Genomic DNA, 23,632 nt, shown 5'->3' on the forward strand with positions numbered 1-23,632 from the left:
TACTCCTTAAGCTACGTAACAGATGATTTCACCGCCAAGACCTGCTTTGCGAGCAGCACGGTCAGACATCAGACCCTTGGAAGTAGAAACAACTGCAATACCAAGACCACCCATCACTGTAGGTAAAGAGTCTTTATTTTTATAAACTCTTAGACCAGGACGTGATACGCGCTTGATTTGCTCGATTACAGGTTTAGCTTGGAAGTACTTAAGTGTAACTTCTAGCTCAGGTTTTGCTTCGCTGTCAACAGCGAAGTCAACGATGTAACCTTCAGCTTTAAGTAATGCAGCAATTGCAACTTTAAGCTTTGAAGAAGGCATTTTTACAGCAACTTTATTTGCTGCCTGACCGTTGCGAACGCGGGTCAGCATATCCGAAATCGGATCTTGCATGCTCATAAGATTTACTCCAAATGATTAAGTGGCAATTACCAGCTAGCCTTACGAAGACCCGGAATCTCGCCTTTCATGCAAGCCTCACGAACCTTAATACGGCTTAGACCGAATTTACGTAGGAAACCGTGTGGACGACCAGTTTGGTTGCAACGGTTGCGCTGACGTGATGCACTTGAATCACGTGGAAGAGATTGCAGTTTAAGAACCGCATTCCAACGATCTTCTTCAGATGCGTTTACATCGCTAATGATAACTTTTAGCGCAGAACGCTTTTCAGCGAACTTAACTACTAGTTTTGCACGTTTAGCTTCACGTGCTTTCATTGATTGTTTAGCCATAACAGTAACCCTACCCTTACTTACGGAATGGGAAGTTAAAGGCAGCCAGCAGAGCTCGGCCTTCCTCATCGGATCCCGCAGAAGTCGTGATAGTAATATCAAGACCGCGGACACGATCGACTTTATCGTAGTCGATTTCCGGAAAGATGATTTGCTCGCGAACGCCCATGCTGTAGTTACCGCGTCCGTCAAAAGACTTAGCGCTAACACCACGGAAATCACGTACACGTGGAAGTGCGATAGAGATTAAACGCTCTAAAAATTCCCACATGCGCTCACCACGCAAGGTTACTTTACAACCGATTGGGTAGCCTTCACGAATTTTGAAACCAGCTACAGATTTACGCGCTTTAGTGATAAGTGGCTTTTGACCAGAGATCGTTGCCATATCAGCTGCTGCGTTTTCTAGCAGTTTCTTATCGTTGATTGCTTCACCAACGCCCATATTTAGGGTGATTTTCTCAATCCTAGGGACTTGCATGACGCTTGTGTAGCTGAACTCTTTGGTAAGCTCAGCGACTACAGACGACTTGTAGTAATCATGCAGTTTCGCCATAGTAGAACTCCAAATTACTTCTAATTAGTTAGAAACAGTTTCGCCGTTAGATTTGAAGAAACGAACTTTCTTGCCATCTTCGATACGGAAACCGATACGGTCTGCTTTACCAGTAGCCGCGTTAAAGACTGCAACGTTAGAAGCATCAATAGCTGCTTCTTGTTCAACGATGCCACCTTGTTGACCTAGAGCCGGAACCGGCTTTTGGTGCTTTTTAACAAGATTGATGCCTTCAACAACAACTTTACCAGTTGTCAGAACCTTAGTTACTTTACCTTTCTTGCCTTTATCTTTACCAGCAAGAATGATTACTTCGTCATTACGACGGATTTTAGCTGCCATGTTGCCGCTCCTTACAGAACTTCAGGTGCAAGTGATACAATCTTCATGAATTTCGCGTTACGAAGTTCACGAGTCACAGGACCAAAGATACGTGTGCCGACTGGTTGCTCAGTAGTGTCATTTAACAATACACAAGCATTACTGTCGAAGCGAATGACAGAACCGTCTGGGCGACGAACGCCTTTACGGGTGCGAACTACTACCGCCTTCAGAACATCACCTTTCTTTACTTTACCGCGAGGAATCGCTTCCTTCACTGTAACCTTGATGACGTCACCGATATGTGCATAACGGCGGTGAGAGCCACCCAGAACCTTAATACACATTACCTTGCGCGCGCCAGAGTTATCTGCTGCGTCAAGTGTACTTTGCATCTGGATCATTGTTAGTGCTCCGCTAAATATTAAAACTAGACCCTCTCGGGTCGGGCTGCCTCTTTAAAAGGGACGCGAATTGTACCACCCTTTTTTTAAATTGGGTAGACAAAAAACAAGCGGCTCCAAAAAATTATTTGGAGCCGCTTATAAGTTATAGAATTACAAAGATTAAATCTTCGCTTTTTCTAGAACTTTAACCAATGTCCAAGACTTAGTCTTAGACAGAGGACGACACTCAGCGATTTCAACTTTGTCGCCTAGGCCACAAGTGTTGTCTTCGTCGTGTGCGTGTACTTTAGTCGTGCGTTTGATGAACTTACCGTAAATCGGGTGTTTTACAGTACGCTCAATAGCAACAACGATAGACTTGTCCATCTTGTCACTTACTACACGGCCTTGCTGGATGCGGTTAGTTTCGCTCATTATGCGTCTGCCTTTTCAGTCAAAACAGTTTTCACACGTGCGATGTCACGGCGTACAGCTTTTAGAGTATGAGTTTGCTGAAGTTGACCAGTTGCAGCTTGCATGCGCAAGTTAAACTGTTCACGTAGCAAATTCAATAGCTCAGCGTTAAGCTCTTCAACGTTCTTTTCGCGTAGATCTTGTGCTTTCATCACATCACCTGCTTAGTTACAAAAGTAGTTTTAACAGGCAGTTTGCGCGCCGCTAGGCGGAACGCTTCACGTGCCAACTCTTCAGGTACGCCATTCATCTCGTACATAACTTTGCCTGGTTGGATTTGAGCAACCCAATACGCAACTGAACCTTTACCTTTACCTTGACGAACTTCAAGAGGCTTTTCAGTAATAGGTTTGTCTGGGAAAACACGGATCCAGATTTGACCTTGACGCTTAATGTGACGTGTCATAGCACGACGTGCCGCTTCGATTTGACGTGCAGTCAGACGACCACGGCCAACAGCTTTAAGACCGAATTCGCCGAAGCTTACTTCAGTACCTTTAGCTAGACCACGGTTACGACCAGTCATAACCTTGCGGAACTTAGTACGTTTTGGTTGTAGCATCGTTCGACTCCTTACTTACGGCCTTTACGCTGCTTCTTAGGCTTATCGCCTTTTGGCTCTACTGCGTTAGCAGCTGGCATTCCGCCTAGAATCTCACCTTTGAAGATCCAAACTTTAATGCCGATCACACCGTATTGAGTGTGAGCCGAAGAAGTTGCGTAATCAATGTCTGCACGTAGAGTGTGTAGAGGCACACGGCCTTCACGGTACCACTCTGAACGTGCGATTTCAGCACCGCCAAGACGGCCGCCTACTTGTACTTTGATGCCTTTAGCGCCTAGACGCATAGCATTTTGTACCGCACGCTTCATTGCACGACGGAACATAACACGACGCTCTAGTTGAGACGCGATGCTATCAGCTACAAGCTGACCATCTAGCTCAGGTTTACGTACTTCAGCGATGTTAATTTGCGCTGGTACACCTGCGATTTTAGCTACAGCTGCGCGTAGCTTCTCTACGTCTTCACCTTTCTTACCGATAACAACGCCAGGGCGAGCAGTGTGAATAGTCACACGGATGCTCTTAGCTGGACGCTCGATAACGATACGAGATAATGATGCTTTTTGTAGTTCCTTGGTAAGGAACTGACGTACCTTGAAGTCGCCGTCTAGGTTGTCAGCGAATTCGTTGGTATTAGCAAACCATGTAGCATTCCAAGGCTTGACGATGCCAAGACGAATACCATTAGGATGTACTTTCTGACCCATTGCTTACTCTCCTAGTCTTTAGCGATCTGCTACAACAATAGTGATGTGGCTTGAACGCTTCAAGATACGATCCGCACGGCCTTTAGCACGAGGCATAATACGCTTCATGATAGGGCCCTCATCTACGAAGATTTTAGCGACATTTAGATCGTCGATATCTGCACCTTCGTTATGTTCCGCGTTAGCGATAGCTGACTCAAGAACTTTCTTAACTAAAACAGCAGCTTTTTTGTTGCTGAAAGTTAGAATTTCTAGAGCCTGGTCTACCGACTTACCGCGAATTTGGTCTGCAACTAAGCGAGCTTTCTGTGGAGAAATACGAGCAAAGTTATGTTTAGCTAAAGCTTCCATCATCTACTCCTTATTTCTTCTTAGCTTTCTTATCTGCAGCATGACCGCGATAAGTACGAGTTGGTGCAAATTCGCCTAGTTTGTGACCGATCATTTCTTCGGTAACGAAAACAGGGACGTGCTGACGACCATTATGGACAGCGATGGTCAAACCAATCATTGTTGGGATGATCATTGAGCGACGGGACCAAGTCTTAATAGGCTTTTTGTCTCCGCTTTCCACCGCTTTCTCTACCTTCTTCAGCAAGTGTAGGTCAATAAAAGGACCTTTCTTGAGAGAACGTGGCATGGCGATTCCTCTTTATAAATTATTTAGTGCGACGACGTACGATGTACTTGTCAGTGCGCTTATTCTTACGAGTCTTGAAGCCCTTAGTAGGAACGCCCCAAGGAGATACTGGGTGACGACCACCAGATGTGCGGCCTTCACCACCACCATGTGGGTGATCCACCGGGTTCATTACTACACCACGTACGGTTGGACGTACGCCGCGCCAGCGTGAAGCACCAGCTTTACCAAGTTCACGTAGCATATGCTCAGAGTTACCAACTTCACCGATCGTTGCACGACCTTCAGAAAGTACTTTGCGCATTTCACCAGAACGTAGACGAATAGTTACGTATGCACCATCGCGAGCGATGATTTGAGCATAAGCACCAGCCGAACGAGCTAGTTGTGCACCTTTACCAGGCTTAAGTTCAACACAGTGTACAGTAGAACCTACTGGGATGTTGCGCATCGGCAGAGTGTTACCTGCTTTGATTGCAGCATCTACGCCAGATTGAATCTGATCGCCTGCGTTAACACCTTTAGGTGCAATGATGTAACGACGCTCACCGTCTGCGTACAGAACTAGAGCGATGTTAGCACTACGGTTTGGATCGTATTCTAGACGCTCAACTTTCGCTGGGATGCCATCTTTAGTACGTTTGAAGTCAATCAGACGGTAATGGTGCTTATGACCACCACCGATGTGACGTACTGTAATACGACCGTTGTTGTTACGACCACCGTTCTTAGAGTTTTTCTCTAAAAGTGGTGCGTATGGCTTACCCTTGTGCAGGTCAGCGTTAACAACTTTAACGACGTGACGACGACCAGGGGAAGTCGGCTTACATTTAACAATAGCCATTTTTACTACTCCTGTTATTCCGCGCCGCCAACGAAGTCAAGATCTTGACCTTCTTTCAAAGTAACGTAGGCTTTCTTAATGTCTGAACGACGGCCTTCACGCATACCTTGACGTTTGGTCTTACCCTTTAATACAAGAGTATTTACAGACTTAACTTCAACTTCAAATAGCTTTTCTACAGCTGCTTTGATCTCTTTCTTAGTTGCATCTTTAGCTACTTTGAAAACGATAGTGTTCGCTTTCTCAGCTGCCATAGTTGCTTTTTCAGAGATGTGCGGAGCACGTAGAACTTTTAAGATACGCTCTTCAGTGATCATGCTAGCATCTCCTCAACTTGCTTAACTGCATCAGCAGTCATCAGAACCTTGTCGAAAGCGATTAGTGATACTGGATCAACACCAGCAACATCACGTGCATCTACTTTGTAAAGGTTACGAGCAGCTAAGAATAGATTTTCATCTACTTCGCCAGTCACAATCAGAACGTCGCTTAGCTCAAGCTCTTTAAGCTTAGCTGCAAGTTCTTTTGTTTTTGGTGCTTCTACAGAGAAGTTATCAACAACGATTAAACGCTCTTGACGAACTAGCTCAGAAAGAATGCTTTTCATAGCACCGCGATACATTTTTTTGTTTACTTTTTGGCTGTGATCTTGTGGTTTCGCAGCAAAAGTAACACCACCTGTACGCCAGATTGGGCTACGAATTGTACCAGCACGTGCACGGCCAGTACCTTTTTGGCGCCATGGCTTAGCACCGCCGCCTGATACTTCAGAACGAGTCTTTTGAGCACGAGTACCTTGACGAGCACCTGCTGCATATGCAACAACTACTTGGTGTACTAGAGCTTCGTTAAAGTCACGTCCGAAAGTAGTCTCGGAAACAGTTAGTGCATCAGCACCTTTAACCATCAATTCCATTACTTACTCCTAGACGTTATGCTTTAACAGCAGGTTTTACGATCACGTTACCGCCTGTTGAGCCTGGTACTGCACCTTTAATAAGGAGTAGATTGCGCTCAGCGTCAACACGTACGATCTCTAGGTTTTGAGTCGTTACACGCTCAGCTCCCATGTGACCTGCCATTTTCTTGCCTTTAAACACGCGGCCTGGAGTTTGACATTGGCCAATTGAACCCGGTGCGCGGTGAGACAAAGAGTTACCGTGAGTCATATCTTGAGTAGAGAAATTCCAACGCTTGATAGCGCCTTGGAAGCCTTTACCTTTAGATGTACCAGTAACGTCTACTTTTTTAATTTCGTTGAAAAGTTCTACGTTTAGCTCAGCGCCAACTTCAAACTCTTCGCCGTTTTCTAAACGGAATTCCCAAAGACCGCGACCTGCTTCTACACCCGCTTTCGCGAAGTGACCAGCTTCAGGTTTAGTTACACGGTTAGCTTTCTTAGCACCAGTAGTTACTTGGATTGCTGCGTAGCCGTCTGTCTCAAGAGTTTTAACTTGAGAAATACGGTTCGCTTCAACCTCAACAACAGTTACTGGGATAGAAACGCCTTCTTCAGTAAATACGCGGGTCATACCCACTTTACGTCCGACTAGACCAATCATTATTCTTATCTCCCTTAACCTAGGCTGATTTGAACATCAACGCCAGCTGCAAGATCAAGACGCATTAGAGCATCAACAGTTTTATCTGTTGGCTCAACGATGTCGATCAAACGCTTGTGAGTACGAATTTCGTACTGGTCACGTGCATCTTTGTTGACGTGTGGAGAGGTAAGAACAGTGAAACGCTCTTTACGAGTAGGAAGTGGAATAGGACCACGAACCTGTGCGCCAGTACGTTTTGCTGTTTCAACGATTTCCGCAGTTGAAGCATCGATTAACTTGTAATCAAAAGCTTTAAGGCGGATACGAATACGTTGGTTCTGCATGAGACAGAGCTCCAATTATTAAAAATTACACAAACAATATCGCCACTCAAGCTCGAAAGAACGAGAGAATGCCGATTGATTTATGTGAAACCGTAGCATCCAAAATCAGGACGCATTGTCAGTTAACTTTTGAAGCAAACACGAAGTTTACTATTTTTATTAACCGCGAACATAAGCTGAGTATACATTACTAGGTAAGACCTACTCCTCAGTGCTCATTGGTTCACAAACCGGCGTTAGCCAGTGCGATGCATTATACAGATCACGTTTTAGGATGCAAGTAGCGTTGGGGAAATAATCGAAATATATTGAAGGAAGGCGTTTTTTGTCTTGGGGTCGCGTGTAGTAAAGAGGTATTTCTTTATAAATAACAAAAGGGAAGCCGAAGCTTCCCTTTTCAGATGCGTGCTCTTCTAATGAAGAGTGTGCAAAAATCTAAATGCTATTAAGCGAAGATTTTAGCTACAACACCAGCACCAACTGTACGGCCACCTTCGCGGATTGCGAAACGTAGACCTTCGTCCATTGCGATTGGAGCGATTAGCTCAACAGTCATTTGAACGTTGTCACCTGGCATTACCATTTCTACGCCTTCAGGTAGAGTGATATCGCCTGTTACGTCAGTTGTACGGAAGTAGAACTGTGGACGGTAACCCTTGAAGAAAGGAGTGTGACGGCCGCCTTCGTCTTTAGAAAGTACGTATACTTCAGACTCGAACTTAGTATGTGGGTTGATTGAACCTTTAGCAGAAAGTACTTGGCCACGTTCAACGTCATCACGCTTAGTACCACGTAGAAGTGCACCAACGTTCTCACCTGCACGACCTTCGTCAAGCAGTTTACGGAACATTTCAACACCAGTACAAGTAGTAAGAGTAGTTTCTTTGATACCAACGATTTCTACTTCGTCACCTACACGTAGGATACCGCGTTCGATACGACCAGTAACTACTGTACCACGACCTTGGATTGAGAATACATCTTCAATAGGAAGTAGGAACGGTAGATCAACAGCACGCTCTGGAAGTGGAATGTAAGAATCTAGTGCTTCTGCAAGCTCAACGATCTTGTCTTCCCACTGCTTTTCGCCGTTTAGAGCGCCAAGTGCAGAACCTTGAATTACTGGAAGGTCGTCTCCTGGGTATTCGTACTCAGAAAGAAGCTCACGAACTTCCATTTCTACTAGCTCAAGTAGCTCTTCGTCATCAACCATGTCACATTTGTTCATGAATACGATGATGTAAGGGATACCAACTTGACGACCAAGTAGGATGTGCTCACGAGTTTGTGGCATAGGGCCATCTGTAGCAGCAACAACTAGGATACCGCCGTCCATTTGAGCAGCACCAGTGATCATGTTTTTAACATAATCGGCGTGTCCAGGACAGTCTACGTGTGCGTAGTGACGTGCAGGAGTATCGTACTCAACGTGAGAAGTTGCGATTGTGATACCGCGCTCGCGCTCTTCTGGAGCGTTATCGATAGATGCGAAATCTTTAGCAACACCGCCGTACACTTTTGCAAGTGTAGTACAGATAGCAGCAGTTAGAGTTGTTTTACCGTGGTCAACGTGGCCGATAGTACCAACGTTTACGTGCGGTTTCGTACGTTCAAATTTTTCTTTAGACACAATCGTGTTCCTTCCTAGTTATGATTCGCCACGTTCATTATTGAGCGAGACGCGCCAGAAATTGCTATTTTATGCGCCAACTCTCGTTAGCGCAATATTTGGACGCATTGTTCTTTCAAAAAATGAAAAAAAATGCCTCCCTCTTGTTTAACCACGCTCTGCAATGATTGCATTTGCAACATTTTTTGGCACTTCAGCGTACTCACTAAACTCCATAGAGTAAGAAGCACGACCTTGTGTCGCAGAACGTAAATCAGTTGCGTAACCGAACATGACAGACAACGGAACTTGTGCACGAATTATCTTCAGGCCAGCTGTCCCCTCGTCCATACCTTCGATGAGGCCACGGCGACGATTAATATCACCAACAACATCACCCATCCAGTCTTCTGGAGTAGTTACTTCAACTTTCATCATAGGCTCAAGCAGAACCGGTTGCGCTTCAAGTGCACCCGATCTGAAAGCCATAGAGGCAGCGATTGTAAACGCCATCTCACTTGAATCTACTTCATGGTAAGAACCATCATATAGTGTAGCTTTGATATCCAAAACTGGATAGCCGGCAAGTACACCATTGTTCATCTGCTCTTCAACGCCTTTAGCAACTGAAGCGATAAACTCTTTTGGTACAATACCGTTGGCAATTTCGTTTACGAAGACAAAACCTTCGCCAACTTCTGATGGTTCTAATTTAAGCCATACGTGACCGTATTGACCTTTACCACCATGTTCGCGGATGAATTTACCTTCCGCTTTCGCGGTACCACGAATGGTCTCACGGTAAGCAACTTGAGGATTACCAACGTTGCAGTTAACGTTAAATTCACGTTTCATGCGGTCAACGATGATATCTAAGTGCAGTTCACCCATGCCAGAGATTAGTGTCTGGCCTGTTTCGTCATCCGTTTCAACACGGAACGATGGATCTTCTGCAGCTAGTTTACCTAACGCGATGGTCATTTTATCTTGATCAGCTTGAGAGCGAGGCTCTACAACGATCTGAATTACTGGGTCTGGGAATTCCATGCGCTCAAGAACGATTTTATGGTTCTGGTCACAAAGCGTCTCACCAGTGGTAACATCTTTAAGGCCAATAATGGCTGCGATGTCACCTGCTCGTACTTCTTTTACTTCTTCACGCTTGTTTGAGTGCATTTGAACAATGCGCCCTAAACGTTCACGTTGTTTCTTCACTGAGTTGTAAGCTGTTTTACCGCTTTCAACCACACCAGAGTAAACACGAATGAAAGTTAAAGTACCAACAAATGGGTCTGTTGCTATTTTAAATGCTAGCGCTGAGAACGGTTCTTTATCGTCTGCATGACGCTCTACTTCGTTCTCGTCTTCATCGGTACCTTTAATTGCAGGTACATCGACTGGAGAAGGAAGGAAGTCAACCACTGCATCTAGAACAGCCTGTACACCTTTATTTTTGAAAGCACTACCGCAAGTTGCGAGTACGATTTCATTGTTAAGGGTACGAGTACGAAGACCTTGTTTGATTTCAGCTTCTGTCAATTCACCTTCTTCAAGGTACTTATCCATCAGCTCTTCATTTGCTTCTGCAGCAGCTTCAACAAGTTCTGTACGATATTCTTCAGCCATCTCTTGCATGTCAGCTGGAATATCTTCGTACGTAAAAGTCATGCCTTGGTCAGCTTCGTTCCAGTTAATTGCCTTCATCTTAATAAGATCGACAACACCCTGGAAATTTTCTTCAGCACCAATGTTAAGTTGAATTGGGATAGGAGTCGCGCCTAGGCGATCCTTGATCTGTTCAACTACACGCAAGAAATCTGCGCCTGTACGGTCCATTTTGTTAACGAAAACCATACGTGGAACTTGGTACTTATCAGCTTGACGCCATACTGTCTCTGACTGAGGTTCAACACCAGATGAGCCACAGAAAACAACTACTGCACCATCAAGTACACGCAAAGAACGTTCAACTTCGATAGTGAAGTCTACGTGTCCAGGGGTATCAATGATGTTGATACGGTGGTCTGAGTACTGAGCTTCCATACCACGCCAAAACGTAGTCGTTGCTGCTGAAGTGATCGTAATACCGCGCTCTTGCTCTTGCTCCATCCAATCCATGGTTGCTGCACCATCGTGAACTTCGCCGATTTTGTGAGAAAGACCGGTATAGAACAGAATACGTTCACTTGTGGTTGTTTTACCTGCATCTACGTGAGCAACGATACCGATATTACGGTATTGCTCTATAGGAGTTTTACGAGCCACGGTTGAATCCTCTTATTAGAGACTTAGGGACTATTGCTATGTCTAGATTATGCGTTAAAAGCGATGCTTCGCTAAAAAGTGCTTGCCCTAGAAATAGCAATAGTTCCTAGCATAAGCATAGGAACTAAAGAAGTGCCACAAGGAATCTTGCAGCACTAAAAAGGTATTACCAGCGGTAATGTGCGAACGCTTTGTTTGCGTCAGCCATGCGGTGAATGTCTTCACGTTTCTTAACCGCAGTACCTTTGTTCTCAGACGCGTCTAGCATTTCAGCAGCTAGGCGTTGAGCCATAGATTTTTCACCACGCTTACGCGCAGCTTCAACTACCCAACGCATAGCAAGAGCGTTACGGCGAACCGGACGAACTTCTACAGGTACTTGGTAAGTTGAACCACCCACACGGCGAGATTTAACTTCTACCGCTGGACGAACATTTTCAAGAGCTTCTTCAAATACAGCTAAGTGATCTTTACCAGATTTCTCAGCCATAGTTTCTAATGCAGTGTAGACAATCTTCTCTGCAGTAGATTTTTTTCCGTCAACCATAAGGATGTTAACGAATTTTGCCAGCAGTTCAGATTTGAACTTAGGATCTGGAAGGATCTTACGCTGGCCTATTACGCGACGACGTGGCATGGAATTTCTCCGTTGTCTTCTTCAGGTTTTTTCCAAAACTTTTCAGAATAATAAATAAATAGTGTTTGGCCTTACTTAACGCTTTCTTTTTAAAAAAGACGCATTAAGACTTAGGACGTTTCACACCATACTTAGAACGACCTTTCTTACGGTCGTTAACGCCTGCACAGTCAAGTGCACCGCGAACAGTGTGGTAACGCACACCTGGTAAATCTTTAACACGACCACCACGGATAAGAACAACACTGTGTTCTTGAAGGTTATGACCTTCGCCGCCGATGTATGAAGTAACTTCAAAGCCGTTAGTTAGACGAACACGACATACTTTACGTAGTGCTGAGTTCGGTTTTTTTGGAGTAGTAGTATATACGCGAGTACATACACCACGTTTTTGTGGGCACGCTTCTAGTGCAGGCACGTTGCTTTTAACAACCTGCTTTACACGAGGAGTACGTACCAACTGGTTAATAGTTGCCATTAACTAGCTCCTGATTTACTTGAAAGTAAGCTTGATGAAAAATCTAGCCCTATACACATAGTGTAAATAGGGACGCAAAATTCTATTCAGCAGTGGGATGTGTGTCAAGAAATATACAGATCTTTTTTAGCCATCCAGAGCTCAAGATGGTTTAATTTTAACCATATTGATAAAGCGCGGCTACCAAGTCACTGATTTATCGTTTAAAACCGTCAGTTCAACGAATCCATCGAAGTCGACTTGAATAAACGAACCTGAGACTAATTGTTGTAAGCCTCGACTGTTTAGATCTGGTTTTAATACTGACACTCGTTCGATCATCGAGATTTGATTGAATAACTCATGATTAGGTAGGCAAACATACACAGCATCTTCGGTTAAAAGGAAGTGATCTTGCAGCTGTGAGTACGTCAAAGCGAGCTTGAGTTTGTCTACTGATCTTACAATATGAAGCATAATGAACCCTAGAAAGTCAGTACTTGTTGGCACAGAGCTAGCTTCTGCGTTAACTCATCAGTTTCTAACGCGGTTACATCGATTAATAAATTGTCTGTTGAAAGACCAAATTGATTCAGGCTACGTTGACACACGTACACCTGTTCGATGTCGTAAAGGTCCATTAGCTTAAACGCGGAGATGTAGTCACGTGATAGTGTTTCGTTCGGCTGCTGAGCTTTGAGGAGCTGTGTGACGCCATTACCGACAAAGAATACGGTAATATCCTCACTATAAGCTGAAGCCGCTAGCAATGCATCTAGCCCTTCTCTACCCGCAACGGTAGTGTGAGGAAAACTATTAAATATGAAGGCTAACTTTCTCAAAACTGTACAACCCTGTCTTGCGTTAATAGAGCTTCAGATAAGCTCCCTAACCCAGCTTGCGTAAAACTTGGAGCTAAATTGGAACCACTCAACTGATGTTGCTCGGCTTCTTCTGAGCTAATCACACCTCGTCTTAGCGCTGCTGCAACGCAGGTTTCGAGGCTAATACCATGTTCAATTGCAAGTGCTTGCCACGCTGAAGCCAAATCAAATTCATCATTAGCAGGGACAGTAAGAGCTGAGCCATTGCTAACGCCATCTTGATAGAAAAATACACTTTTAAGCTTGTGTCCCTGTATTAATAGAGCCACCGCAAACTGATAAGCACTTCTTGCAGATTGTGAACCGTAAACTGGCCCATTGACTAAGAGCGTATAGCTTAACAACCCTCTTCATCCTCTGTTTTGCGTTGACGGATGTACAAGTACACAGTGTGCTTAGAAATATTAAGTCGCTCAGCGACACGGTTAATCGCATCTTTGATGTCGAAAATACCTTTGTCGTATAGCTCCATCACGATTTGACGGTTTTTGGTGTTGTTTGATACTGATTTGTCTGCATTGATTTCTTCAATCGTGCGCTCAACCGTTTGGTCGACAAGTTCTTCAACGTCACTAGCGAAGTTAACGGATGACGCCGCTTCATCTGCGTCTTGTGTTGGCATGAAAGATTGCAGCACTTGTGAGAAAGGCGCATCTAAGTTCACATTAATACACAGTAAGCCAATCACTCGGTCTTCACCATTGCGGATAGCAACTGTGATCGACTTCATTAATACTCCGCCTTTAGCGCGAGTAAAATATGAACGTGAGAAGTTACGCTTAGAACCTTCAATATCTTTCAGCATCTTCAAAGCAAGATCGGTGATGGGCGAGCCAACCTGACGACCTGTATTTTCGCCGTTGGCAATTTTAATCGCAGAAGTATTGAGGTCTTCTAAAGAGTGTAAAACGATTTCACAAAACGGACCGATCAGACTCGCAATACCATCCACTACGGCCTCATAAGATCTTAAGATAATTTTATCGTGTTCACTGAATGGCATGACATGGACTGATTCCATTTCGAGTAACATGTCCGCATTGACTGTTTCTGTAGTAGTCACTTATTCCTTACCTTCGTGTGAAAAATCAACAAATTTATGTAAGTTTATCAGAAAATTTTAATTGCACACCTAGCTAACATTGCAACTAGTGATTTAGAACAAGTTTAAAAATCAAATACTCATCTTTAAAGCATAAAAAAAGCCTAACTTAAAGTTAGGCTTTTTATTCAATCAACGTATGTTTAAACGAAGTTTCTAACTAACATTACTGAGCAGGAGCCGCTTCAGCGTTATCAACTTTTAGTAGTTCAACTTCGAATACTAGCGTTGAGTTAGCAGGGATAGTCGGTGTATCTTGCTCACCGTACGCTAGCTCTGGCGGGATAACGAATTTGTACTTAGAACCAACTTGCATAAGTTGTACGCCTTCAGTCCAGCCTGGGATTACGCGGTTTAGTGGGAATGTTGCAGGTTCGCCACGGTCGTAAGAGCTATCAAACTGAGTGCCGTCTGTTAGCGTACCTTTGTAGTGTACTTGAACGGTATCAGTGTCTTTTGGAGAAGCACCTTCACCCGCAGTCATTACTTGGTAAAGTAGGCCAGATTCAGTTTGCTTTACGCCTTCAGTTTTAGCGAACTCAGCGCGGAAGTCATCACCTGCTTTCTTCACTTCTGCTGATTTCTCTGCCGCTTGTGCTTGCATTGTTTCAGCAACACGCTTGTCTAAAGCTTCAAGTGCAGCACGAGTCTCTTCTTCGTTAAGCGCCGTTTTCTCTGCGAATACATCTTCGATACCTTGAAGAACCATGTCTTTGTCTAGGTTAATACCTAGCTCGCTTGGCTTATCAATGCTTGTGCTTAGGTAATTTGCGAAAGATACACCGATTGCGTAAGCCGCTTTGTCATCTTCTGTTTTAAAGTTTACTGCTTCTACTTGAACTTCTTCTACCTGTGGAGCTTCTGCCTTTGGTTCTTCTTTCTGACAACCAACTGCCAGCATAACCGTTGCGGCAAGCAGTGATACTTTTAAAACTGATTTCATTGAATTCTCCAATTAATGGCCAAGCCATTGGTTATTGTGCACAAATCTAATGATTAGATTGGTGTGAATACGTTAGTTATAACAATATACTAGTTATATGTCTTTCGACACAAACCGGATTATTAGATGTGATGCGAATATTTTTCCACTCATTGCTATGTACAGTTGTCATCACCTTGTTAAATGGTTGTTTTTTCTTCCAAGATGATGAGCAACGTTGGGAAATTGAACCCAATGGCGCCACCAGCTTTGCATTAAGTAGAGATGGACGCTTTGCCTTACTCTACTCTCAGAAAAAACAACTTATCCTTTGGGATTTAAACCAGAACAAAGAGTTAGCTCAACTCGGCCCACAAGACCCATCCGAAAACCAGGTATCACGAATCCGTATCTCAGATAACGGTCGATTTGCCATTACCGCCAGCCAAATGAATTTCGCCGTTTGGGATTTATCTTGGACTCAAGCTGAAGGGCTTTGGTCTATTTCCGATGGCTTGATTCGCGATGTTGATATATCGAGCAATGGTGAAAAAGTGTTGCTTGGCCTATCTAACGGCAAATCTATCTATGTGGACTTAGTCACCGGACGCCGTCTGGAGTTCCTCGCTCACCGAGAAAAAGTTAATTCCGTCTCCCTCTCTTCTAATGGGCGCTACGCATTATCGGGCGGCAACGACTACAAAGCTTACCTTTGGGATACCGAATCAGGCTTGGTGCTACGTACCTTCGAGCATGAACAAAGAGTAGTACGAGTTGCACTACAACGGGATGGAGAATTGGCTTTTACTTCCGATGGCGGCAACCAAGCGATGATCTGGGACCTTAAAACGGGCGAATCTCAAGCCCAACTTCAGAGTTGGTCAAGACAGTTGATATTCTCAAGCGCGCGCTTCTCTGATGATGGAACGATGCTCGTTACGGGTACCCCATCAAGTCAAGTCAGCGTGTGGAACACTCAAGACGGAAAACGAATTTCTCGTCACGACGCTGAGCCACTAAAAGATGCTCGCCCTCCTCGAGCGGTAGTGTATGATGCAGCCTTTGATGATAAGAACCGTGTGATATCGGGCACCTCAGCGGGCATCGCCCAAGCTTGGAATGTGGATTAAGAACGATGACAGAAAAGCGAGTTGAACAACTAGAAAGCCGCGTGAATGACTTAGAATGTCAGGTGGCTTTCCAAGAACAGACCATTGAGGAACTCAATGAAGCGCTTAGCCAACAACAGATGTTGATCACGCGAATGCAAGATCAAATGAAGTTTGTAGTGGGTAAAGTGAAAAATATGGATGGCTCAAATTTAGCTGACGCATCAGAAGAGACGCCACCTCCGCACTATTAAGCGCGTTTCAAATGAGCAAAAGCTCGTCAGCGATACACTCGTTGACTACGGATAACAACGAAGGGCGACAGATACTATCTGACGCCCTTCGTTTATGTATTTGATAACCAGAATCAAGCCACGATGGACTTACTCATCGGCATAAATTTTAACGTCGACACGACCTTCTATATCAACGCTAGCTCGATACATCCCTGAACTGTTCATACCGAAGTGAATATCACCTTGGCCATCAATAGCGATCAAGCCACCTTCTCCGCCCATGTTTTTTAGTTCACCTTGGATGATGTGTTCACAAGCCGTATGTACATCTTCTTTAAGATAGCGCATTCGCGCAGCCACATCGCTCGCAACCATCTTTCTAAGAAAGAACTCACCCATACCTGTTGTTGAAACAGCCACGTTGCCATTTTCGGCAACAGTGCCTGCACCGATGATTGGAGAGTCTCCTACACGGCCGTATTTTTTATTGGTTACACCACCAGTACTTGTGGCTGCTGCCAAGTTACCGGCTTGGTCTAACGCCACCGCGCCCACCGTGCCGTATTTCTTATCATCAGGGTATTTCTGAGCTTGTTGTTCATCGTATTTAGCTTCCGACAGAGCAAAGATGCCTTTCTCTTTCATCGACTGAAGCTGATCATAGCGCCGTTCAGTAAAGAAGTAGTCTTGTTCGGTAAACGTGTATTCGTGTTCGAATGCAAACTTCTCGGCGCCTTCGCCAATCAGCAACACATGATCGCTTTTCAGCATCACATCACGCGCAAGTTCAATAGGGTTTTTGATATGACGAACACCCGCAATCGCACCCGCATCCATTTCACGGCCATGCATCACAGAAGCATCCATCTCAACAAACTCATCGTGAGTCAACACCGAGCCTTTGCCTGCATTAAAGTGTGGGCTGTCTTCCATCACTTTCACCGATGCAACCACGGCATCCAGCGCATCGCCACCCGATTGCAAAACTTGATAGCCAGCCAAAACCGACTTCTCCAAAGCTTCAGTAATGCCTGTTTTTAATTCATCGCTCATTTGCTCTCGCAAAATGGTACCCGCACCACCATGAATGGCGATTGAAAAAGGCTGTGACATGTGAATTCTCCACTGACGTATTCTTATAATGTTGCTTTATCAATACCACATCCGAGGTTCGATGTCTGATAACGGAAAACAAACTTTTTCGAATAGCTGGCCCGTTAAAGAAACTGTCAGTTCAAAAAACTCTAGCCTAATACGAAAAAACCTCCGCAAGGGAGGCTTTTTTAGTGTTCTTAATCTAAACCGTTAATTCGGTATTAGTGAGAACCACAGCTACCGCCGCCGCAGCAGCCTTCTTTTTTCTCTTCACCGTGGTCGTGCTCTTCGCCACCACAACAACCACCTTCGTGATCATGGTCGTGATCGTGACCACCACAGCCACCTTCTTGATGTACGTGACCGTGTTGAACTTCTTCTTCAGTCGCTTCACGAACAGCTACAACTTCAACGTCAAACGTTAGAGTTTGGCCAGCTAGCATGTGGTTACCGTCAACAACAACTTCGTCGCCATCTACTTCAGTCACTTCAACTGGGATTGGGCCTTGGTCTGTATCCGCTAGGAAACGCATGCCAACTTCGATTTGCTCAACACCTTGGAATACGTCAGCAGGAACACGTTGAACTAGGTCGTCGTTGTGCTCACCGTAAGCGTCTTCTGGAGTAACAGTTGCTGAGAACTTGTCGCCAGCTACTTTGCCTTCAAGCTCTTTTTCAAGACCTGTAATTAGATTGTTGTGACCGTGAAGGTAATCTAGTGGAGCTTCTGCAGTTGATTGGTCAACTACTACGCCATCTTCAAGTTTCACTTGATATGCAACACTAACTACTACGTTCTTTTCAATTTTCATGAGAGCTCCAAGGAGGTTTGGACTAGGTTCGAACAGTTGAACCTAGGAATAAATTTTCTACACCCGGTATTATGGGGATGAATTAGTGAAACTCAATCATTCTGGTTTAAAAATACCGATCATTTCTTGATTCGCGTGTTCAGATTTCTCTACAGTTTTAGGTTTACGCTGCTCGGTGAAATCACAATCGACACATTCCACCAGTTCGATATTGTTCTCGACCCACCAGCGAAGTGTGTCTTGAGTGTTGCAGCTTGGGCAGCTTGCCCCAGCGATAAAGCGTTTTTTATGTTTCACGTTCATATCCTTTACTACTCTGGATTCGCAGTTCATCCTGCTCGCTCTATATACAGGTTAAGCAGAGACCGCGTTTATTATTAGATTGGCTATTCACAAACTGTTATTTCTAAGTTCAGGCTATATGTCTAAGCTCAGGTGACTAACTCTTGACTCAGGCTACTGCCAATAGTTTCGAGATTGGTGATCGTTTTCCATCTCGTGTCCAAAAATCTCTTCAAGCTCTTTGCGAGCCTCTTTCGCTCTTTGGGCTAACTCGGCATCTTCGTTATGCTGAGGAAGCAACTCTTTCAGCATACCATTATCCAATTTCCTAAAGTGTGCTTCTGCTCGCTTCGCTTTGTATGGATGCATGCCAAGTTCAGTCAATGTTTGACGACCTAAATCTAATGCCCCAAGGAAGGTTTCACGCGAATAGTTGCTCACACCATGGTTAAGTAATTGATACGCTTCAACACGGCTTCGAGCACGTGCTAAAATCTTTAACTTTGGGAAATGCTGCTTACACAAATCGACGGTCTTCATGATTTCATCGGGAGAATCGGTACACAACACAATGGCTTCTGCTTTATCCGCCCCCGCAGCTCTTAACAATTCAAGGTGAGTAGAGTCACCGTAAAATACTTTGTAGCCAAATTTTCTAAGGATGTGTATTTGGCTAGCATCACTTTCAAGAACGGTAATACGAATCTTATTTGCGTACATCAGGCGACCAATAATCTGACCGAAACGACCAAAGCCAGCAATGATCACTCTCGGGCTGCGATCGACAACATCAGAAGACATCGCACTTTCGCTGATTTGATTGAGTTGACGAGCAAAGAATCGGTCTTGGATCTTGAGCATCAATGGCGTGGTCACCATAGAAAGGCTCACAACAACCAACAAGAACGAGACTTGGTCGCCACTTAAAATACCTTGTGCACTTGCCGCAGTAAAAATGACAAACGCAAACTCACCACCTTGGCTGAGAATCATCGCCATGCGGCTACGAGCTTTAGCTTGAGTACCAAAGATACGAGCAAGCATATACAGAACTAGCCCTTTTAAGACGACCAATGAACAAACCGCAATCAGTATCGCAAACGGACTTTCGGCTAGTAAACCTAAGTTCACCGCCATACCAACAGAGATGAAGAACAGACCTAGTAATAAGCCTTTGAATGGATCAATGGCAATTTCGAGCTCATGTCGATATTCACTTTCCGCTAGAAGGACGCCCGCAAGGAAAGTACCTAATGCCATCGACAAACCAATCTGTTGCATGAGTACCGCAATACCAATCACCAATAATAAGGCTGCGACTGTGAACAACTCACGCACGCCACTCATTACTACGTATCGGAAAAGTGGTCTCAATAAGAAGTGCCCACCGACAAGCAAGCCAATCACACCACCCAACATCCACAACATATCTGCCCAACTGCCGCCAGTGTTACCAGCAAGCAAAGGCAACATCGCGAGCATTGGTATAACCGCAATATCTTGGAAAAGTAGTACTGCAAAACCTGACTGCCCGGCTTCTTTACCACCGAGCTCCCGCTCTTCAATAACACGCAACGCGATAGCGGTCGAAGACAGCGCTAAACCCATACCTATTACGAGGCTGGTTTGCCAGGTTAATCCGAACAGACAGGCGATGGCGGTAATAATCAAGGTGGTGATCAGCACTTGCGCGCCACCGAGTCCGAGAATAGGCGCCCTCATCTGCCACAGTTTTTTAGGGTTAAGCTCTAAGCCAATCAAGAAAAGCAGCAGCACCACCCCGAACTCGGAGAAGTGCAGAATCGCTTCTACATCACTGATTAAGCCAAGCCCCCATGGGCCAATCGCGACACCCGCCAATAAATAGCCTAATACTGAGCCCAAGCCCGCTCGCTGTGCGATAGGAACCGCAATAACAGCAGCCGCTAGAAATATAACGCTACTTTGCAAAAAATCATTAGTCAGAGCCATCATTCGCTCCTATATCTTGTAGCGGATCTCGTAACCAATTTCGATATTCTTCAGCGTGTTGGTAACGCGTCATATCCGAGATATTCCGCGCCCAGTGTAAAACCAAAGGTGACATCCAGTTCATTTGACACAAAGCGGCGGTTAGCTCAAACGGTTGCAAGATCTCTTGTAATGGATATTTATTATAGCCTGCAGCACCAAACGCCTCTTCTTTACCACCCGTAGTGATAACACTGCGCCAATACTTGCCCTTAAGCGCGCTTTGTTCACCAAACGCAAAACCCTTCCCTAACACACGATCAAACCATTCCTTCAATAACGAAGGGCATGAATACATAAATAGAGGGTGTTGGAACACAATTACATCGTACTGAAGGAGCAATTCATGCTCATAAGGCACATCGATAAAGAAGTCAGGATAGAGAGCATAGAGATCGTGGATTTTGACATTCCCAAGCGACTCTATCTTTTTAACCATAATTTGGTTAGCGATAGAGGTTTGTGGTTCTGGGTGCGCATAGATCACTAACACCTTTGGCACGGGTTTGTCTGTCGAGGGAGTAATACTCATTCCTTTGAAACATTCCTTTGAGGGCTAAACGGTGGCAAGGCCACTAGAATTTAAATAAAAGTTATTAATATGTTATTGGCATCATAACGCAAATTGCATTGTGATCGACTTTTATCTGGATTCAGCCTACTATGCAGGCGTCTGTCCACCTCTAATTTCTATGCTGCTTCTATGATTACTTTCTCTGATATTCAATTGTTACGTGGTGGTAAACCACTCCTCGACCAAGCATCTGCAACTCTTCACCCTGGCGACAAGATCGGTTTGGTTGGAAAAAACGGCTGTGGTAAATCTACGCTGTTTGCCTTAATCAAAGACGAACTGTCTATTGATGCGGGCTCATTCAGTAAACCCGCCCATTGGGAAATGGCTTGGGTTGCTCAAGAAACACCGGCATTAGAAAGAACAGCCATTGAATACGTAATTGATGGCGATAGAGAATACCGTGGCCTTGAAGATCAATTAAAGAAAGCGGAACACGCTGACAACGGGACTCTGGTAGCAGAGATCCACGGTCAAATTGAAACCATTGGTGGTTACACCATTAATTCACGAGCCGCTGAATTACTCGATGGCCTTGGTTTTCGCCAAGAACAGATGACATGGAACCTCACCCAATTCTCGGGTGGTTGGCGTATGCGTTTGAACCTAGCACAAGCCCTGCTGTGTCGTAGTGATTTACTGCTACTCGATGAGCCAACCAACCACTTGGATTTAGACGCCGTAATGTGGTTGGAGCGTTGGTTACAAAATTACCCAGGCACACTGGTTCTTATCTCCCACGATAGAGACTTCTTAGATCCTATCGTCAACCGTATCGTGCATGTTGAAAACCAACAGCTCAATGAATACACCGGTAACTACTCATCGTTTGAAACTCAACGCGCTCAAAAGCTGATCCTGCAACAAGCAATGTTCCAAAAGCAGCAAAAGCAAATGTCTCACATGCAGAGCTACATTGACCGTTTCCGCTACAAGGCCTCAAAGGCTCGCCAAGCGCAAAGCCGTATTAAAGCGCTAGAGAAAATGGAACAAGTGTTGCCAGCTCAGTTTGATAACCCATTCAGCTTTGAGTTTAGAGAGCCAGACGCGCTACCAAACCCAATCATGATGATGGATGAGGTATCAGCGGGTTACGATGACAACTTGATTCTAGAAAAGATTCGCCTCAACCTAGTTCCCGGCAGCCGTATTGGTCTTCTTGGTCGAAATGGTGCGGGTAAGTCGACACTGATTAAACTGCTTTCTGGTGAGCTAAAGCAACAAGGCGGGGAGCTGAGCTATTCGCAGGGCGTTAAGATGGGCTACTTTGCTCAGCATCAATTAGAGACGCTGCATCCAGAGGAAACGCCACTGCAACACATGATGCAGATTGCTCCTAAGCATACCGAGCAACAACTGCGTGATTACCTAGGCAGTTTCGGCTTCCAAGGTGAAAAAGCACTCGATAAAGTGGCTCCGTTTTCGGGTGGTGAAAAAGCACGTTTAGTATTAGCTCTACTAGTATGGCAAAAACCGAACCTATTACTGCTCGATGAACCGACCAACCACTTGGATCTCGACATGCGTCAGGCGCTGACTTTTGCGTTGCAGACGTTTGAAGGTGCGATGGTCATCGTATCGCACGACCGTTACTTACTGCGTGCAACCACCGATGAGTTATACCTTGTACACGACCGCCAAGTCGCACCGTTTGATGGCGATCTTAGCGATTATTACAAATGGCTAACCGAACAACAAAAAGTTGAGCGTAAAGAAGCACAAGCGTTGGCACCAGCAAAAGACGGCGCTAACAGTGCAGCTTCGAAGAAAGAGCAAAAACGAAAAGAAGCAGAGTTTCGTAAGCTAACAGCTCCAATCCGTAAAAAGCTGACTCAATTCGAAAAGCTGATGGATAAGTTAACACTGGATCTTGAAGAGGCCGAGCAAGAATTATCCGACACTTCACTTTATGAAGCTGAAAATAAGGCTAAACTGAATAAAGTACTCGCTCTCCAAGCGAGCAGTAAGTCACAGCTAGAAGAAGTTGAAATGGATTGGATGTCCACTCAAGAAGAGCTTGAGCAGATGGAACAGGATATGGATAGCTTATGAGCCCAGAGCACGCCCCAATATCACTAACACTGGAACGACTATGGCAATTTAGCCTTCAGTATTACAGTGTGCGCGGTGTAAAGGATGCGTGCCTAGCTTTGCAAAACCAGTTCCACGGCAACGTCAATCTACTGCTGCTTCTCAAATGGCTTGATGAGCAGCAATTGTCTTTTGCCGAAGAAGAGTGGCACAAGGTACAACAGTGCTTAAGCCGCTCTGAAACCCTGCTTCATAGCTATCGAGAGCTGCGTAAGCATCTCAAACCTCAAGTCGTCGATTCCCTCTACCGTGAAGCGCTCCAATTTGAACTGCAGTTAGAGAAGCAACAGCAATCTGATCTCGTCGACTGCATTAATTCTCTTCAGCTTACGGCTAACCAGCAATCACCACTCGCTTTTCAATACTGTCGCTTATTAGGGGCTGAAAACCTCTACGACGCTTTTTCTGAACCAGCACCTCAACCCTAACGCA

General features: G+C 44.9%; 34 protein-coding genes. 4 read left to right on the forward strand and 30 right to left on the reverse strand.

What is annotated here, in order from left to right; genetic code table 11:
• Positions 1 to 6 precede the first annotated feature (6 nt).
• The 25 genes from rpsH to fkpA form a co-directional block, all read right to left on the reverse strand.
• Complete coding sequence (gene rpsH, locus AACW75_RS25770) at positions 7 to 399, reverse strand: 30S ribosomal protein S8 (protein ID WP_009847785.1); 393 nt, start codon at positions 397 to 399, stop codon at positions 7 to 9.
• A 29-nt stretch (positions 400 to 428) separates the two neighbouring features.
• Positions 429 to 734, reverse strand: coding sequence for a 30S ribosomal protein S14 (gene rpsN, locus AACW75_RS25775; protein WP_017076298.1), 306 nt, complete (start codon positions 732 to 734; stop codon positions 429 to 431).
• A 16-nt stretch (positions 735 to 750) separates the two neighbouring features.
• Complete coding sequence (gene rplE / locus AACW75_RS25780) at positions 751 to 1,290, reverse strand: 50S ribosomal protein L5 (RefSeq protein ID WP_004738790.1); 540 nt, start codon at positions 1,288 to 1,290, stop codon at positions 751 to 753.
• Positions 1,291 to 1,314: 24 nt separating this feature from the next.
• Entirely contained in the window at positions 1,315 to 1,632 is a 318-nt protein-coding gene (gene rplX / locus AACW75_RS25785; RefSeq protein WP_004736742.1) for a 50S ribosomal protein L24, read from the reverse strand.
• Positions 1,633 to 1,643: 11 nt separating this feature from the next.
• Positions 1,644 to 2,015 (reverse strand): 50S ribosomal protein L14, encoded by a 372-nt coding sequence (gene rplN, locus AACW75_RS25790; protein ID WP_004736740.1) that lies wholly within the window; start codon positions 2,013 to 2,015, stop codon positions 1,644 to 1,646.
• A gap of 162 nt (positions 2,016 to 2,177) precedes the next feature.
• Complete coding sequence (gene rpsQ, locus AACW75_RS25795) at positions 2,178 to 2,432, reverse strand: 30S ribosomal protein S17 (RefSeq protein ID WP_004736739.1); 255 nt, start codon at positions 2,430 to 2,432, stop codon at positions 2,178 to 2,180.
• Entirely contained in the window at positions 2,432 to 2,623 is a 192-nt protein-coding gene (gene rpmC / locus AACW75_RS25800; protein ID WP_237297584.1) for a 50S ribosomal protein L29, read from the reverse strand. The genes rpsQ and rpmC overlap by 1 nt, the downstream gene beginning before the upstream one ends.
• Positions 2,623 to 3,033 carry a 50S ribosomal protein L16 gene (gene rplP / locus AACW75_RS25805; RefSeq protein WP_004736736.1) on the reverse strand — a complete coding sequence of 137 codons (411 nt, stop codon included), beginning with the start codon at positions 3,031 to 3,033 and terminating at the stop codon, positions 2,623 to 2,625. Before rplP ends, rpmC begins: the two co-directional genes overlap by 1 nt.
• Before the next feature lie 11 nt (positions 3,034 to 3,044).
• Positions 3,045 to 3,743: a 30S ribosomal protein S3 gene (rpsC, locus tag AACW75_RS25810; protein ID WP_004736734.1), complete on the reverse strand. Its 699-nt coding sequence runs from the start codon at positions 3,741 to 3,743 to the stop codon at positions 3,045 to 3,047.
• 18 nt (positions 3,744 to 3,761) lie between these two features.
• Positions 3,762 to 4,094 carry a 50S ribosomal protein L22 gene (gene rplV, locus AACW75_RS25815; RefSeq protein WP_004736732.1) on the reverse strand — a complete coding sequence of 111 codons (333 nt, stop codon included), beginning with the start codon at positions 4,092 to 4,094 and terminating at the stop codon, positions 3,762 to 3,764.
• A 10-nt stretch (positions 4,095 to 4,104) separates the two neighbouring features.
• Entirely contained in the window at positions 4,105 to 4,383 is a 279-nt protein-coding gene (gene rpsS, locus AACW75_RS25820) for a 30S ribosomal protein S19 (RefSeq protein WP_004736729.1), read from the reverse strand.
• Positions 4,384 to 4,402: 19 nt separating this feature from the next.
• On the reverse strand, positions 4,403 to 5,227 hold the full coding sequence (gene rplB / locus AACW75_RS25825) for a 50S ribosomal protein L2 (RefSeq protein WP_017076297.1): 825 nt from the start codon (positions 5,225 to 5,227) through the stop codon (positions 4,403 to 4,405).
• A 14-nt stretch (positions 5,228 to 5,241) separates the two neighbouring features.
• Positions 5,242 to 5,544 (reverse strand): 50S ribosomal protein L23, encoded by a 303-nt coding sequence (gene rplW, locus AACW75_RS25830; protein WP_017076296.1) that lies wholly within the window; start codon positions 5,542 to 5,544, stop codon positions 5,242 to 5,244.
• Complete coding sequence (gene rplD / locus AACW75_RS25835; RefSeq protein WP_017076295.1) at positions 5,541 to 6,143, reverse strand: 50S ribosomal protein L4; 603 nt, start codon at positions 6,141 to 6,143, stop codon at positions 5,541 to 5,543. Before rplD ends, rplW begins: the two co-directional genes overlap by 4 nt.
• A 16-nt stretch (positions 6,144 to 6,159) precedes the next feature.
• On the reverse strand, positions 6,160 to 6,789 hold the full coding sequence (gene rplC / locus AACW75_RS25840) for a 50S ribosomal protein L3 (RefSeq protein ID WP_004736763.1): 630 nt from the start codon (positions 6,787 to 6,789) through the stop codon (positions 6,160 to 6,162).
• Between the two features lie 14 nt (positions 6,790 to 6,803).
• A complete protein-coding gene (rpsJ, locus tag AACW75_RS25845; RefSeq protein ID WP_004736761.1) occupies positions 6,804 to 7,115 on the reverse strand; it encodes a 30S ribosomal protein S10 in 312 nt (103 codons plus the stop codon).
• Positions 7,116 to 7,560: 445 nt separating this feature from the next.
• On the reverse strand, positions 7,561 to 8,745 hold the full coding sequence (gene tuf / locus AACW75_RS25850) for an elongation factor Tu (RefSeq protein ID WP_135457668.1): 1,185 nt from the start codon (positions 8,743 to 8,745) through the stop codon (positions 7,561 to 7,563).
• 147 nt (positions 8,746 to 8,892) lie between these two features.
• Positions 8,893 to 10,989 carry an elongation factor G gene (gene fusA / locus AACW75_RS25855; RefSeq protein WP_017073677.1) on the reverse strand — a complete coding sequence of 699 codons (2,097 nt, stop codon included), beginning with the start codon at positions 10,987 to 10,989 and terminating at the stop codon, positions 8,893 to 8,895.
• 166 nt (positions 10,990 to 11,155) lie between these two features.
• On the reverse strand, positions 11,156 to 11,626 hold the full coding sequence (gene rpsG, locus AACW75_RS25860) for a 30S ribosomal protein S7 (protein WP_145569982.1): 471 nt from the start codon (positions 11,624 to 11,626) through the stop codon (positions 11,156 to 11,158).
• A gap of 103 nt (positions 11,627 to 11,729) precedes the next feature.
• The gene (gene rpsL / locus AACW75_RS25865; protein ID WP_012604917.1) at positions 11,730 to 12,104 is read right to left on the reverse strand and encodes a 30S ribosomal protein S12; all 375 of its coding nucleotides are present in this window, start codon (positions 12,102 to 12,104) and stop codon (positions 11,730 to 11,732) included.
• Between the two features lie 180 nt (positions 12,105 to 12,284).
• On the reverse strand, positions 12,285 to 12,560 hold the full coding sequence (tusB, locus tag AACW75_RS25870; RefSeq protein WP_145569984.1) for a sulfurtransferase complex subunit TusB: 276 nt from the start codon (positions 12,558 to 12,560) through the stop codon (positions 12,285 to 12,287).
• Between the two features lie 8 nt (positions 12,561 to 12,568).
• Complete coding sequence (gene tusC / locus AACW75_RS25875) at positions 12,569 to 12,925, reverse strand: sulfurtransferase complex subunit TusC (RefSeq protein ID WP_145569986.1); 357 nt, start codon at positions 12,923 to 12,925, stop codon at positions 12,569 to 12,571.
• Complete coding sequence (gene tusD / locus AACW75_RS25880; protein WP_102553476.1) at positions 12,922 to 13,311, reverse strand: sulfurtransferase complex subunit TusD; 390 nt, start codon at positions 13,309 to 13,311, stop codon at positions 12,922 to 12,924. The genes tusC and tusD overlap by 4 nt, the downstream gene beginning before the upstream one ends.
• The gene (locus tag AACW75_RS25885) at positions 13,305 to 14,030 is read right to left on the reverse strand and encodes a helix-turn-helix transcriptional regulator (protein WP_012604921.1); all 726 of its coding nucleotides are present in this window, start codon (positions 14,028 to 14,030) and stop codon (positions 13,305 to 13,307) included. The genes tusD and AACW75_RS25885 overlap by 7 nt, the downstream gene beginning before the upstream one ends.
• A 205-nt stretch (positions 14,031 to 14,235) precedes the next feature.
• Entirely contained in the window at positions 14,236 to 15,012 is a 777-nt protein-coding gene (gene fkpA / locus AACW75_RS25890) for an FKBP-type peptidyl-prolyl cis-trans isomerase (RefSeq protein ID WP_029224868.1), read from the reverse strand.
• Positions 15,013 to 15,143: 131 nt separating this feature from the next.
• On the opposite strand from fkpA, the gene AACW75_RS25895 reads away from it, so the two are divergent.
• The gene (locus tag AACW75_RS25895; protein ID WP_145570054.1) at positions 15,144 to 16,121 is read left to right on the forward strand and encodes a WD40 repeat domain-containing protein; all 978 of its coding nucleotides are present in this window, start codon (positions 15,144 to 15,146) and stop codon (positions 16,119 to 16,121) included.
• A gap of 5 nt (positions 16,122 to 16,126) precedes the next feature.
• Positions 16,127 to 16,354 (forward strand): SlyX family protein, encoded by a 228-nt coding sequence (locus AACW75_RS25900; RefSeq protein ID WP_017073684.1) that lies wholly within the window; start codon positions 16,127 to 16,129, stop codon positions 16,352 to 16,354.
• A gap of 129 nt (positions 16,355 to 16,483) precedes the next feature.
• Here AACW75_RS25900 and AACW75_RS25905 read toward each other — a convergent pair whose 3' ends face one another.
• From AACW75_RS25905 to kefG, 5 genes are all read right to left on the reverse strand, one after another.
• Positions 16,484 to 17,449 carry an isoaspartyl peptidase/L-asparaginase family protein gene (locus tag AACW75_RS25905; RefSeq protein ID WP_145569988.1) on the reverse strand — a complete coding sequence of 322 codons (966 nt, stop codon included), beginning with the start codon at positions 17,447 to 17,449 and terminating at the stop codon, positions 16,484 to 16,486.
• Between the two features lie 203 nt (positions 17,450 to 17,652).
• Positions 17,653 to 18,243: a peptidylprolyl isomerase gene (gene slyD / locus AACW75_RS25910; protein ID WP_145569989.1), complete on the reverse strand. Its 591-nt coding sequence runs from the start codon at positions 18,241 to 18,243 to the stop codon at positions 17,653 to 17,655.
• A gap of 96 nt (positions 18,244 to 18,339) precedes the next feature.
• Positions 18,340 to 18,540: a YheV family putative zinc ribbon protein gene (locus tag AACW75_RS25915; RefSeq protein WP_102553509.1), complete on the reverse strand. Its 201-nt coding sequence runs from the start codon at positions 18,538 to 18,540 to the stop codon at positions 18,340 to 18,342.
• 159 nt (positions 18,541 to 18,699) lie between these two features.
• Positions 18,700 to 20,496 (reverse strand): glutathione-regulated potassium-efflux system protein KefB, encoded by a 1,797-nt coding sequence (gene kefB, locus AACW75_RS25920; RefSeq protein WP_145570055.1) that lies wholly within the window; start codon positions 20,494 to 20,496, stop codon positions 18,700 to 18,702.
• Complete coding sequence (gene kefG, locus AACW75_RS25925; RefSeq protein ID WP_145569991.1) at positions 20,483 to 21,067, reverse strand: glutathione-regulated potassium-efflux system ancillary protein KefG; 585 nt, start codon at positions 21,065 to 21,067, stop codon at positions 20,483 to 20,485. Before kefG ends, kefB begins: the two co-directional genes overlap by 14 nt.
• A 171-nt stretch (positions 21,068 to 21,238) precedes the next feature.
• Between kefG and AACW75_RS25930 the strand changes: the two genes are divergently transcribed.
• Both AACW75_RS25930 and AACW75_RS25935 read left to right on the forward strand, forming a co-directional pair.
• Positions 21,239 to 23,161 (forward strand): ABC transporter ATP-binding protein, encoded by a 1,923-nt coding sequence (locus AACW75_RS25930; RefSeq protein WP_135457739.1) that lies wholly within the window; start codon positions 21,239 to 21,241, stop codon positions 23,159 to 23,161.
• Positions 23,158 to 23,628: a TIGR02444 family protein gene (locus tag AACW75_RS25935; RefSeq protein ID WP_004729647.1), complete on the forward strand. Its 471-nt coding sequence runs from the start codon at positions 23,158 to 23,160 to the stop codon at positions 23,626 to 23,628. The genes AACW75_RS25930 and AACW75_RS25935 overlap by 4 nt, the downstream gene beginning before the upstream one ends.
• Positions 23,629 to 23,632 lie beyond the last annotated feature (4 nt).

Source organism: Vibrio sp. L3-7, assembly GCF_963898195.1.
Lineage (GTDB): Bacteria > Pseudomonadota > Gammaproteobacteria > Enterobacterales > Vibrionaceae > Vibrio > Vibrio echinoideorum.